At 65.0% G+C, this 12,298-nt stretch carries 13 protein-coding genes and 1 pseudogene; 7 read left to right on the top strand and 7 right to left on the bottom strand.

The genetic code is table 11. From position 1 onward, the window contains the following. Window positions 1-78: 78 nt before the first annotated feature. The 5 genes and pseudogenes from KGM94_RS02210 to KGM94_RS02190 all read left to right on the top strand — a co-directional run bounded on the left by KGM94_RS02210 (window position 79) and on the right by KGM94_RS02190 (window position 3,243). On the top strand, window positions 79-483 hold the full coding sequence (locus tag KGM94_RS02210) for a bacteriohemerythrin (RefSeq protein WP_300254463.1): 405 nt from the start codon (window positions 79-81) through the stop codon (window positions 481-483). Window positions 484-506: 23 nt separating this feature from the next. Then, window positions 507-788 (top strand): annotated as a pseudogene (locus tag KGM94_RS02205) (acyl-CoA dehydrogenase family protein); the annotation flags it as partial. A gap of 11 nt (window positions 789-799) precedes the next feature. Beyond that, complete coding sequence (locus KGM94_RS02200) at window positions 800-1,561, top strand: enoyl-CoA hydratase/isomerase family protein (protein WP_300254460.1); 762 nt, start codon at window positions 800-802, stop codon at window positions 1,559-1,561. Between the two features lie 19 nt (window positions 1,562-1,580). Next, window positions 1,581-2,327 (top strand): SDR family NAD(P)-dependent oxidoreductase, encoded by a 747-nt coding sequence (locus tag KGM94_RS02195; RefSeq protein ID WP_300254457.1) that lies wholly within the window; start codon window positions 1,581-1,583, stop codon window positions 2,325-2,327. Window positions 2,328-2,385: 58 nt separating this feature from the next. Next, complete coding sequence (locus KGM94_RS02190) at window positions 2,386-3,243, top strand: enoyl-CoA hydratase family protein (protein WP_300254455.1); 858 nt, start codon at window positions 2,386-2,388, stop codon at window positions 3,241-3,243. A gap of 21 nt (window positions 3,244-3,264) precedes the next feature. On the opposite strand, the gene KGM94_RS02185 is transcribed toward KGM94_RS02190, so the two are convergent. From KGM94_RS02185 to KGM94_RS02160, 6 genes are all read right to left on the bottom strand, one after another. Then, window positions 3,265-3,912, bottom strand: coding sequence for a TetR/AcrR family transcriptional regulator (locus KGM94_RS02185; RefSeq protein ID WP_300254452.1), 648 nt, complete (start codon window positions 3,910-3,912; stop codon window positions 3,265-3,267). A gap of 67 nt (window positions 3,913-3,979) precedes the next feature. After that, the gene (locus tag KGM94_RS02180; RefSeq protein WP_300254450.1) at window positions 3,980-5,182 is read right to left on the bottom strand and encodes an ABC transporter substrate-binding protein; all 1,203 of its coding nucleotides are present in this window, start codon (window positions 5,180-5,182) and stop codon (window positions 3,980-3,982) included. Between the two features lie 49 nt (window positions 5,183-5,231). Further along, window positions 5,232-5,930, bottom strand: a complete 699-nt coding sequence (locus KGM94_RS02175; protein ID WP_300254449.1) for an ABC transporter ATP-binding protein — start codon at window positions 5,928-5,930, stop codon at window positions 5,232-5,234. Beyond that, a complete protein-coding gene (locus tag KGM94_RS02170; RefSeq protein ID WP_300254446.1) occupies window positions 5,927-6,637 on the bottom strand; it encodes an ABC transporter ATP-binding protein in 711 nt (236 codons plus the stop codon). The genes KGM94_RS02175 and KGM94_RS02170 overlap by 4 nt, the downstream gene beginning before the upstream one ends. Further along, a complete protein-coding gene (locus KGM94_RS02165) occupies window positions 6,630-7,634 on the bottom strand; it encodes a branched-chain amino acid ABC transporter permease (RefSeq protein ID WP_300254444.1) in 1,005 nt (334 codons plus the stop codon). The genes KGM94_RS02170 and KGM94_RS02165 overlap by 8 nt, the downstream gene beginning before the upstream one ends. A 2-nt stretch (window positions 7,635-7,636) precedes the next feature. After that, window positions 7,637-8,485, bottom strand: coding sequence for a branched-chain amino acid ABC transporter permease (locus KGM94_RS02160; RefSeq protein WP_300254441.1), 849 nt, complete (start codon window positions 8,483-8,485; stop codon window positions 7,637-7,639). A 261-nt stretch (window positions 8,486-8,746) separates the two neighbouring features. Here KGM94_RS02160 and KGM94_RS02155 point away from each other — a divergent pair, with 261 nt between their 5' ends. Further along, window positions 8,747-10,717 carry an AMP-binding protein gene (locus KGM94_RS02155; protein WP_300254438.1) on the top strand — a complete coding sequence of 657 codons (1,971 nt, stop codon included), beginning with the start codon at window positions 8,747-8,749 and terminating at the stop codon, window positions 10,715-10,717. Window positions 10,718-10,740: 23 nt separating this feature from the next. Here the strand turns inward: KGM94_RS02155 and KGM94_RS02150 are convergent, their stop codons facing one another. Further along, on the bottom strand, window positions 10,741-11,223 hold the full coding sequence (locus tag KGM94_RS02150; RefSeq protein ID WP_300254435.1) for a carboxymuconolactone decarboxylase family protein: 483 nt from the start codon (window positions 11,221-11,223) through the stop codon (window positions 10,741-10,743). Between the two features lie 202 nt (window positions 11,224-11,425). Between KGM94_RS02150 and KGM94_RS02145 the strand changes: the two genes are divergently transcribed. Next, window positions 11,426-12,298: MFS transporter (locus tag KGM94_RS02145; RefSeq protein WP_300254432.1), on the top strand; the 873-nt coding region annotated here is incomplete at its 3' end.

Raw genomic sequence — 12,298 nt, 5'->3', positions numbered from 1 at the left:
CCGAGCATTCTTTCTTCATCATCGCCGCGCTGCTTGTCGCTGTTCGATATCGGTGAATCCGTGGTGAGGTGAACGGTCATGGCCCTGGTGTATTGGAAGGATGACTACAGCGTCGGGACCGAGCCGGTCGATGACGAACACAAGGCGCTGATCGAGCGGATCAACCGGCTCTACGATCAGCTCATGGTCGAGGATGAGCCGTCCGCGGTCGCGGCCTTCTTCGAGGCCCTGGTCAACGCGATCACCATGCATTTTGCTCTGGAAGAGCGGTTCCTGCGCGAGCATGGCTACGAACAGTTGCCGCAGCAAAGAGAAGATTTCGAGCGCTTGCTCGACGAGATCGTCGGTCTGGTCGACGAATTCGACCGCGACGAGGAGACCGGTCGCGACGATCTCGCGGCAAGGCTCGACGGTTGGTTATCGAGTCATTCCGAGACGCATGACGCTCGCATCGAGGATGTCTTTGGCCGGCGTCCGAATTAGCGCCCGCTCCGTGACGCCGGCATGAGATGGCGACCAGAATCGAAGCCTCGCACCAGCTCGTGCTCCACGCAGCCGCGCTGCGCAGCGCCGGCCGCTCCTGCGTGGTCGAAGCCTCGATGGCAAAGCTGTTCGCCCCCGAGATGGCCGAGCAGGTCTGCTCCGACGCGATCCAGACCTTTGGCGGCAACGGCTACATCGAAGACTGCGGCGTCGAGCGCATCTTTCGCGCCGTGCGCGTCGCCAAGATCTACGAGGGCAGCAACGACATCCAGCGGCTGGTGACCAGCCGCTCGTTCGCAAATTGACGGAGAAGAGCATGTTCCAGACGTCCATCGCCGGCCAGATCGCGACACTGACCATGAGTTCGCCTCCGGTCAACGCGCTCAGCGAAGCCTGGATCGCGGGACTTGCGCGCGCAATCTCCGGGCTCGAGGCGCGCGACGACTGGAAGGTGCTGCATCTGCGCTCCGACCAGAAGGTGTTTTGCGCCGGTGCGGAGCTCAAGGAGATGAGCGCCCGCTTCGATGCGGCCGACGGCCCCGACCGCACCTACGCCTATGTCGCCGCGATCCAGCGGCTCTATGCGCGCATCGAATCCCTGCCGCGGGTGACGCTCGCCGAGATCGGCGGCGCCGCGCTCGGCGGCGGCTTCGAGCTCGCGCTGGTCTGCGACCTCCGTATTGCCGCCACCGAGGCCAAGCTCGGCCTGCCGGAGGTGAAGCTCGGCCTCATTCCCGGCGCCGGCGGCACGCAGCGGCTGACGCGGCTCGTCGGCCGCGGTCTCGCCAGCCGGCTCATCCTCGGCGCCGAAGCCGTCGATGGCGCAACCGCCGAGCGGCTCGGTCTCGTGCAATGGGCCTGTCCGCGCGCGGAGCTCGCAGCTCGCGCCGCCGAGATCGCGGCGCGAATCGCCGCGCTGCCCGCCGCCGCGCTTGCGGAGGCCAAGCGGTGCATCGCGGCCGCGGCGACGCCCGGGCGCGGCGGCTACGGCGACGAACTGGAATCGACACGCAACCTTCAGACCGACGCCGAGACGCGGGAACGCATCAGCGCTTTCATCGCCGGAGCGCGGAGCTGACCAACACCAGGAGGACGGCATGGAATTCGAGGGCAAGACCGCATTGGTGACCGGCGGGGCCTCCGGCATCGGCAAGGCGACGGTGATGGAGCTCGCGCGCAACGGCGCGCGGGTGATCTGCGCCGACATCAACGAGGCCGCGGGCAAGGCGCTGGCCGACGAGGCGCGCCGCAACGATCTCGACGTTGAGTACGAGCCGATCGACCTCACCGACAGCGCCTCGGTGCGCCGCTGCGCCGCGGCCGTGACCGCGCGCCATCCGAGGCTCGACATTCTGGTCAACGCCGCAGGCTTCAGCGCCATTCATCCCTTCGCCGAGACGCCGCCCGACTATCTCGACAAGGTCATCGCCGGCAACCTGACCGGCTCGCTGCATCTCACCCAGGCGCTGCTGCCGTCGATATTCGCCGCCGGCAACGCCCACATCGTCAACGTGGCGAGCGACGCCGGCCGGGTCGGCTCGACCGGCGAGACGGCTTATGCGGCCGCCAAGGGCGGCATGATCGCCTTCACCAAGTCGCTCGCCCGCGAGGTCGCGCGGCAGGGCGTCTGCGTCAACTGCGTGTGCCCGGGGCCGACCGAGACGCCGCTGCTCGACACCCGGTCCGACAAGCTGAAGGACGCCTTCGTCCGGGCGATCGCCTTCCGGCGGCTCGGCAAGCCGCAGGAGATCGCCGACGCGATCCTGTTCTTCGCCGGATCGAAATCGAGCTATGTGACCGCCCAGATCATGAGCGTCAGCGGCGGCCTCACTTTCGCCGGCTGAGCGGCGCGGGCATGATCCGCCCGCACGGCCCCATTCGTCTCAACCAAGGATGCCTCGCATGACAGCAACAGCCGCCCGCTTCAACCCGCCGCGGGTCGATTTCTCGAACTTCGCTCCGCGGCACTTCCAGTGGCAGCGCGACGGCAAGGTCGCCACCATCACCCTGAACCGGCCGGAGCGGAAGAACCCGCTGACGCTCGAATCCTACGCCGAGCTGCGCGATACCTTCCGCGATCTCCTCTACTGCAACGACATCGCCAACGTCGTCATCACCGGCGCCGGCGGCAACTTCTGCTCCGGCGGCGACGTGCACGAGATCATCGGTCCGCTGGTCGAGATGCAGCGCAAGGACGACATGGCGGGGCTGCTGGCCTTCACCCGCATGACCGGCGATCTCGTCAAGGCGATGCGGGCCTGTCCGCAGCCGATCGTCGCCGCGATCGACGGCATCTGCGCCGGCGCCGGCGCGATCCTGGCGATGGCCTCGGACCTGCGCGTCGGCACGGCGCGGAGCAAGGTGGCGTTCCTGTTCGTGCGCGTCGGACTTGCCGGCGCCGACATGGGCGCCTGCAACATGCTCCCCCGCATCATCGGCGCGGGCCGTGCGGCGGAGCTGCTCTACACCGGCCGGGCGATGGACGGCACCGAGGCCGAGCGCTGGGGCTTCTACAACAAGCTCAGCGAACCCGACGCCGTCTTGGCCGACGCGCAGGCGATGGCCAGGATGCTCGCCGATGGTCCGACCTTCGCGAACGCCATGACCAAGAAGTGCATCCACCAGGAGTGGAACATGGGCGTCGACGAGTCGATCGAGGCCGAGGCCCAGGCGCAGGCGATCTGCATGCAGACCAAGGACTACGAACGTGCCTACGAGGCGTTCGTCGCGAAGAAGAAGCCCGTGTTCGAGGGCAATTGAGCCGGCGCGCGGCGCGGCAGACTAGACGTTCAGTTTGGTGAAGGCCTTCCTGCCGCGCGGCGTGAGCTTCGGGTTGAGCATCAGTCGGATGCCGCGCGCGAGGTACTCGTCGAGCGTCATCATCGGACGGAAGCGCCACGCCTTCAGCGCCCAGGCGTGCGCGAACATCACGATCTGATAGGCAAACAGCTCGACGTCGACCTCCTCGAACAGGCCGGCGGCGATGCAGTCGTTGATGCAGGCGGCGATCAGGCGGTTAGTGGCGAGCTCTTTTTCCTGGATCAGCTTGCGCCGCATCTTGGGCAGCGACTTGGTCTCGCGGTAGGCGAGCACGGTAGCGCCTATCTTGGCGTCGTTGACGGTGCAATAGGCTTTGATCGCGGCATGAAAGCGCGCCAGCGGCTCGCTGATGCCCTCGATGGCGGCCGGCACGTGGCGCTGGTAGGCGTCGAGCACCTCGATCAGTGTCAGGAAGAGCACGTCCTCCTTGTCCGAAACGTACTGGTAGATGGTGCCGATGCTGACGTCGGCCCGCTTGGCGATGTCGCGTATCGTGGTCACGTGGTAGCCGTTCTTGGCGAACAGCTCGATTGCTGCCGCAATGATCTGTCCGCGTCGCTTCTCAATGAGCTCGGGCACCTCCACCTTGCTCTTGACCGTGAGGCTCATGGTCACCTTTCCGCCGCTTCATCATGACCGGCGGCTGCAGGATGCAGCCGCCAGCCCGCGGTCTTGCTCACAATTCGCCCATTTTGCAAGTGCCTGTCGGCGGCGTAGTGGCTACGTTCGCCGGGATGGTCTCCGTGATGATCGGTCGCAGCTTGCCGCCACGCTCGCCGATGTAGCCGAAGTAGTTGGGCAGGACCATCTGGTGGTCCTCGGCGCGTAAAGTCACCTTGCCGAGGACGGTGTCGAACGTGCCCCCGCGCATCGCCTTGGCCACATCCACGGGCTTCACGCTCTTCGCCTTCTCGACCGCCTGGAAGATTACTTGCATGCCGAGATAGGTTTCGCCCTCGAAGCTCGCCGGCTCATCGCCGTTGTATTTCGTCTTCCACGCCTCGACGAACGCCTTGTTGGCCGGCGTGTCGAGCGTCGAGGAGTAGTTGATGATGCCCCAGATGCCCTTGGAGGTCGCCCCGAGCGTCTTGACATTGTTGTCGGTGACGAAGCTGACGCCAGCGACGAATACCTTGTCGAGAAGGCCGAACTCTTTCGCCTGGGTGGCGAAGTTGATGGCGTCGCGGCCGGCGAGGGCAACCCACAGACCCTCGGCGCCGGACGACTTGATCTGCTGGATGAACGGCGCGTAGTCGTTGGAACCGAATGGCGAGTAGATCTCGGCGACGATGTCCTTCTTGTTGACCTTGGCAGCCTCGACGAAGCTCTTGCCGGAGTCGCGCCCCCAGGCGATGTCCGCGGCGAGGATCGCCCATTTGCCTTCCTTGCGGCTGCCAAGCCACGGCCGGACGACGGCCGCATCCTGGGCGTCCTGATGATTTGTGCGGAACATCCGCGGTACGCAGGAGTCGCCGGTCAACTTGTCGCTCTTGTTGATGGTGGAGACGTAGATCGCGTCCCAGCGCGCCAGCAGCGGACCCATGGCGAGACCTTCGCCCGACGCAATGGTGCCGGTCAGGATCTTGTAACCTTCCAGCGCCAGCTTCTCGGCTTGCTTGCGCGCGACCTCGGGTTTGGCTTCCGTGTCGAGCGTCTTGATCTCGACCTTGTGGCCGGCGACGCCGCCTTTTGCATTGGCCTCCGCGACGGCGAACTCGATGGCCCGGACCGCCTCGGCGCCGAGACCAGCATAGGTGCCGGTCAGCGCAGTCGGTACGCCAATTTTCAGTGTCTCCTGGGCGGTCGCTGGGCCGGCGGGCGCGACCAGCGCGGCCGCCGAGCCGAGCAGGCCGAACGCGAGCAAGTGCGATCTACGCATGTGTCCTCCGTTTTGCATGTTTCCTTCCTTCTTTCGTTGGGAGTTGATCTCAGACTGCAACGTGCTTCTTCAGACTCTCCATCGAGATCCCCGCGAGATGGCCTTGCTCCACGATCGTGCCTTTCGAGAGCACGTAGTATCGCTCCGCCACCCGGTGAACGAGACCGAAGTGCTGTTCGATCAGCAGCAGCGCGGTGCCCGCGTCCGCGAGTTGGCGCAGCACGACTGCGAGTTCGTCGATGATTACTGGCGCAAGGCCCTCGCTCGGCTCGTCGAGCACGAGCAGCGAGGGGTTCGACATCAGGGCGCGGCCGATCGCCAGCATCTGCTGTTGGCCGCCCGACAGTGCGGTGCCCGGCGTGTTGGCGCGTTCGCGCAGGATCGGAAACAGGTCGAACACGCGATCGAGGGTCCACGGCTTGTTGCGGCCGGGGGCGCCGCCGATCGCTAGATTTTCCCGCACGGTCAGAGTCGGGATGATCCGGCGGCCCTGCGGCACCAGCGCGATGCCGCGCCGCGCCGCGATGAAGTGGCGGATCGGCGAATGGCGTTCGCCTGCAAGGCGGACTTCGCCGGACGACAATCGGGCAACGCCGAGGAAGGTGTTGACGATCGTCGTTTTTCCGACGCCGTTGCGGCCAAGGACGGCGACGCGCTCGCCGTCGCCGATGGTCAGGTCGACGTCGTGCAGGATGCGGGCATCGCCATACCCGGACACGACGTTGCTGAAGGCGAGCAGTTCGCTCATACGGAACTTCCGAGATAGGCGGTGACAACCTCCGGAACGCCACGGATCTGGTCCGGCGTGCCTTCGGCCAGGATGGCGCCGAGGTGAAGTACGGTGATGCGATCGCAGATCGAGAAAACGACTTCCATGTCATGCTCGACCAGCAGAACGGTGACGCCCCAGCGGGCTGCGAGATCCTTGAGGATGTGAGCCAGTTCGAGCGATTCCCCGATCGACAGGCCGGCCGCCGGCTCGTCGAGCAGCAATATCTTCGGCCGGCCAATCAGAGCGAGCGCGAGGTCAAGCCGGCGCTGGTCTCCATATGAGATGTTGGCGGCGCGCCTGAAGGCGAGTGCCGTCAGGTTCAACTCGGCCATGATCTCGTCGATGTTGGGCATCTCGGCTGCCCGCGACGCGATATCGAGCTGGTCGATCACGGTCAGATCCGGGAAGATGTTGGTGCGCTGGAACGACCGTGCCAGACCCGCGTGGCGACGCTGCTGCGCCGTCATGGCGCTGATGTCGGTGCCGAACATTCTGACGGTGCCGGACCGATGTTCCGCGCGGCCCGACAGCACGTCGATCAAGGTCGACTTGCCGGCACCGTTGGGGCCGATCAGGCCGCGGATCTCTCCTCTCTTGACGGCAAGGTCGACGCCCTTGAGGGCGAAGAATCCGCCGAACTGCCGCGTCAATTTGGAGCCTTCGATCGCGTGGCTCTCAGCCATGGCCGAACCTCCGCTGCCACAGCGCTGCGAGCGTGCCGCCGAGGCCACTTGGGATCACCAGCATGACGACGATCAGGATGACGCCGATGATGCCTTGCCAGTGTTCGGTAACGTCGCCGGCGATATCCTTGGTGAAGAAGAAGATGATGGCGCCCAGGGCGGGGCCCCAGATCAGACGCGGCCCGCCGATGATCGCCATGATCAGGGCCGATCCCGACAGCGTCCAGTGCAGCACGTCGGGCGACACGAACGTGTTGTAGAGCGTGAACAACACGCCCGCGATGGCGGTGACGAAGGCCGACAGCGTCAGCACCAGCACCCGTGGCAGGGTCGTCCGATAGCCGATGAAGCGCGCCCGCTCCTCATTCTCTCGGATCGCAACGGTCAGGCGGCCGAATGGACTTGCCGCTATCAGGGCGAGGCCGAATATGATCAGCACGAGCACGCTCCAGCTCACCACGAACATGCTGTGCGGATTCTGGAACCATGCCGTCGGGATGCCGAGGATGGCCGGCGGCAGGCTGACCGAGAAGCCATCCTCGCCGCCGGTGACGTGCCTTGCCTTCATGGCGAATTCATAGAACGCCTGGCCGACGGCGAGGGTCAGCATCGAGAAGGCGACGCCGGGAATCCGGATGATCACGAGACCGAGCAGGAACGCCAGCGCCGTCGGCAGTGCAAGCGCCAGCAGGATCGCGAATTCCACCCGCATGACGCCCAGCTTCAGGGCCAGCGCGATCGTGTAGCAGGCGATGCCGTAGAACGCCGCGTGACCGAACGAGACGACGCCGTTCTGGCGGATCAGAAATCCGACGCCGGTAGCGAGTATGGCGGTGATGATCGCCTGGGTGACCAGCGTCATCATGAGGCTGGACTGGATCGTGGCCGCAAGCAGCGCGCCGCAGGCAATCGCGCCGATTGCAGAGGCCAGCGCGAGTGCATGACGCGGCGGGGGAGCGCGGCTGACGATGGGGTCGGTGGTTACGATGCCGGTCATTGTCAGACATGACTCCCGGCGATGCCGGTCGGGCGCCAGATCAGCACGCCGACCATCAGCAGAAACGGAATCATTGTCGCTGCCCACGGCACATAGACCAGGCCGAGATTGTGTACCTGGCCGATCACGATCGCGGCGATGAAGGCGCCGGCGAAGCTGCCGAGGCCACCGACCACGACGACAATGAAGGATTCGATCAGAATGTAGCTGCCCATCGACGGTGATAGCGCCAGCAGCGGAGCCGAAATGGTGCCGGAAATGCCGGCCAGCGCCGCTCCGAGCGCCACCACGATCACGCTGACACGGTCGGTGTTGACGCCCTGCATCGCTGTGGTGAGCGGATCGGCGCTGGAGGCGCGGACGTAGAGGCCGATCTTGCTCAAGCGCAGCCACACCGACAGGCCAAGCGCGACCAGCGCCGCGACCGCGATCACCACCAACCGATAGACCGGGAAGCTCTCGCCGAAGATCAGCACCGAGCCGGAAAACATCGTGGGCACCGGGCTTTTCAGGAAGTCCTTGCCCCAGACGAACTGGGCGAAATCCTCGAGGATCAGCAGCAGGCCGAAGGTTACCAGCACCGTGACGATCGGATCCTCTCGCTGCAGCGGCTGCAGGATCGCGATGTCGAGCAGTGCGCCGACCAGCGCCAGCACGATGGCCGCGGCCAGCAGGGCACCCCAGAAGCCGCCCATCGCGGCGACGCTGAAGCCTACGTAGGCGCCGAGCATGAACAGACTGCCGTGCGCGAAGTTGACGATCCGGCGCAGCCCGAAGATCAGCACCAGCCCGACCGATACGATGTAGAGAAGCCCACCATAGACCAGGCCATTGAGGATCTGCACCAGCATCGGTGATCCTCATCCGGCCCTGGCTGACGCCGGCACCCCCGCCTGCGTCGATCGCAATCGCGATCCGGACCCCGTTCGCGTCTTCTGCCTCGCTGCCACCTGGCCCGCTCCCTTCACAAGACGATTGCGGTTCTCTTCGTCTTTTGATTGAATGATGGTTCATTCAGTCTGGAGTGTCAATATCGGGCGAGGGGCGCCTGTGTGGCCCGGCTGATCTGCGAGCGCGACGCCGGACGGGGTCCGCGACGGGGGACCGTTGAAATGGCACGGACCGACGACAAGACTGGCGACTTCGTCTGGTATCCGGACGATGCCTTCAAGCGGCAGAGCAACTGGGCAGCCCTCATCGCAGCCGAGAACCTGGCCGACTATCCGATGCTGGAGCGCAAGGCGGCGCAGGACCCGGAATGGTTCTGGGATGCCCTGATCCGCTTCCTCGGCGTGCAGTTCGTGAAGCCTTACTCCCGCGTGCTGGACCAGTCGAAGGGGATCGAATGGCCGCAATGGTGCATCGGTGCGACCGGCAACATGACCCTGTCGCTGCTCGACCGTCATCTCGCCGCAGGACGCGGCGGTCACGATGCGATTGTTTGGGAAGGCGAGGACAGGAGCCGCAGCAGCCTCAGTTACTGCCAACTCGCCCGCGAGGTAAACCGCTTCGCCTCCGGCCTTGCGGCGCTCGGGCTCAGGAGCGGCGACTCCGTCGGCATCTATTTGCCGATGGTGCCGGAGGTCGCCGTCGCCTATCTCGCGCTCGCCCGTCTGGGCTGCATTATCTTGCCGCTGTTTTCTGGATTTGGCGCAGCCGCCATCGCGGCGCGGCTCAACGACGCGGAAGCGGTTGCGGTGATCACGGCCGACGGTTCGTTGCGCCGCGGCAAGACGGTCGAGATGAAGGGCGTGCTCGATGAGGCGATCAAGGACGTGCCGACCGTGCGCCATGTGGTCGTCGCCCGGCGGCGGGGCCATGACGTGCCAATGCGGACCGGCCGCGATGTGTGGTGGAGCGACGTCACCGCGCGAGGCTGCGACGATTTTGCGGCGATCGAACTGCCCGCCGAGCATCCCTTGATGATCGTCTACACATCCGGCACCACGGGGCGCCCGAAAGGTACGGTGCACACCCATTGCGGCGTCACCGTCAAGACCGGCGAAGATTTCATCCTCTGCTTCGATCTGAAGCCAAACGACAGGTTGATGTGGATGACCGACTTCGGCTGGCTGGTCGGCCCACTCCAGGTGACGGCTGCGCTGCTCGCCGGCGCAACCTGCGTGCTGGCCGAGGGCACGCCGGACTACCCGGAGACTGGCCGCCTGTGGCAACTGGTGCAGGGTCACAAGGTGAGCTTCCTCGGCTGCGGTCCGACGCTCGCGCGCATGATGATGCGCTACGGAACGGCCGACATTTCAAAATACGACCTGTCCTCGTTGCGCGTCGCTGCCTCGACTGGCGAGCCGTGGGACCGGGATTCCTGGATTTGGATCTACGAGAATGCACTGCGCCGCCGCGGTCCCCTCATGAACTATTCCGGGGGCACCGAGCTCGGCGGCCTGCTCGCCACCAACGTGCTCTATCCGATCAAGCCGGCGAGTTTCTCCGGCCCGATACCGGGCACGGGCGCTGACATTGTCGACCAGGACGGTCGCAGCGTGGGCCCCGGCGAGGTCGGGGAACTCGTGATGCGCCAGGCTTGTATCGGCACGACCCGCGGATTGTGGCGCGACCCGGCGCGCTACATCGAAAATTACTGGAGTCGGATTCCGGGCCTTTGGGTCCACGGCGACTGGGCCTCGCGAGATGCCGACGGCTCATGGTTCATCCATGGACGCTCCGACGACACGATCAAGATCGCCGGCAAGCGGACCGGCCCGGCCGAAATCGAGGCACTGTTGCTGGCCACTCACCGCATCAGCGATGCGGCCGCAGTAGCGGTGTCCGACCCCGTGAAAGGCTCGGCGGTGGTCTGCGCTGTCGTGGCCGGACCGAACGAGAAGCCCGGTCCGGAGCTCGCATCGGCTCTATCTGACGCCGTCGTCACAGGCCTCGGTGCCTCGTTTCGGCCGAAACAGTTGCTGTTCGTGCGCGATCTGCCGCGCACCCGCAACCTCAAGACCATGCGCCGCGTCATCCGCGCCGTTCTGCTAGCGGAGGAACCAGGCGATCTCTCGGCGCTGGTCAATCCCGAGGCGGTCGACGAACTGCGCAAGATCGTGGAGGCGCCCCGAAACTGAGGCGACGTGGTGCCGTGAACCCGTTACCGCGTCCTGACACCTTGTCTTGTAGCGTCGCTCCTTCGATGACTTCCAACCTCACTCCCAAAAGAGATCGCCAACCTGTTCCAGCCGTTGATCGTAATCACCGCCAGCGTCAGGTCGACGGCCTCTTTCTCGGAGAAATGCTGTCGCAGCTCCACATAGAGCTCATCGTCGACGGCGTACTCGGAAATGCGGGTGACCACCTCGGTCCAGGCCAACGCCGCGCGCTCGCGCGGACTGAAGAACGGCGTCTCGCGCCAAGCCGACAGCATGTATAGGCGCTGTTCAGTTTCGCCCGCAGCGCGCGCATCCCTGGTATGCATGTCCAGACAATAGGCGCAGCCGTTGATCTGCGATGCCCGCGTCTTCACCAGTTCGAGCAGCGAATGCTCAATACCGCAGCTCTCGACGTAGGAGTTGAGTTGCCGCATCGCCGCAAATCCTTCCGGTGACGATTCCCGGTATTCCAATCTTGACTGCATTGCGTTTCTCCCGCCTGATTTAGTCGCCGCTGCGACTCAACAAATGTCGTTATGGTTCCGTTGCGACCGATCCTAGCTCCGCGGGTACACATATCCAGAACATATATTTGTCGCGGATGTTTTGCCAGAACGGCACTGCGTATGTCGCGACTTCGGTTGCCCGTCTCGAAACAGTCAAGCTGGATAGCTGCAGCCCCGAAGCATGAAAGCAAACGAACCCGATTCCGGCGCGGGCTGGCTCGTCGTCCTGTCCGCCTTCATTGCCGGATTTGTCGTCTTCGGGGTGATGTACAGCTTCGGTGTGTTCTTCACTCCGATGGAGGCGGAGTTTGACGCCAGCCGCACCGAAACCTCGGTCTTTTTCGCGATCACCGGCGCGCTCTTCTACTTTTTTGGCTCGATTACCGGCCGGCTGAGCGATCGCTTTGGCCCGCAGCGCATCATCGCGGCGGGCGCTGTCATCATGGGAGCCGGGCTGATGCTGACCGCGGCCGCGCCTCGGATGTGGATCGGCTACTTGGCCTATGGTGCTGGCGCCGGTATTGGAGCTTCCTGCGCCTACGTCCCGACCCTTGCACTTGTTGGCGGATGGTTCACCCGCCATCGCACAACGGCGCTGGGCCTGGCTGCGGCCGGCACCGGATGCGGGACCTTGCTGATGCCGCCCGTGGCAGCGTTGCTGATCCAGACGCATGGCTGGCGGACGGCCTATGCACTATTCGGCGTCGGCTCGTTCGTGCTGCTTCTGCTCTGCGCCAGGTTCGCCCGCCCGCCGCCGCTTGCCCAGGCCGGCGAGACGGCGGACCTGCGGTGCGTCGTGCGGTCGCGCCCGTTCGTGCTCCTCTACGCATCCTGGGTATTGGCCACGACGGGTCTCGTCACGTCGATGGTGTTTCTGTCGCCATTCGCGCTCGCCAACGGCGCTAGTCCGGTCGCCGCGTCTGCGCTCATTTCCATCATCGGCGGCATGAGCGTTCTGGGACGCGGTGGAATCGGCTTCATCAGCCGCAAGGTGGGCTCGGTGCGGCTATACCAACTCTCGGTGCTGGTGATGGCGGCAAGCTATCTGCTATGG

The organism is Bradyrhizobium sp., assembly GCF_028868675.1.
Lineage (GTDB): Bacteria > Pseudomonadota > Alphaproteobacteria > Rhizobiales > Xanthobacteraceae > Bradyrhizobium.
The sequence above is the reverse complement of the archived record's forward strand: the minus strand, read 5'-3'. Positions and strand labels throughout refer to the sequence as shown.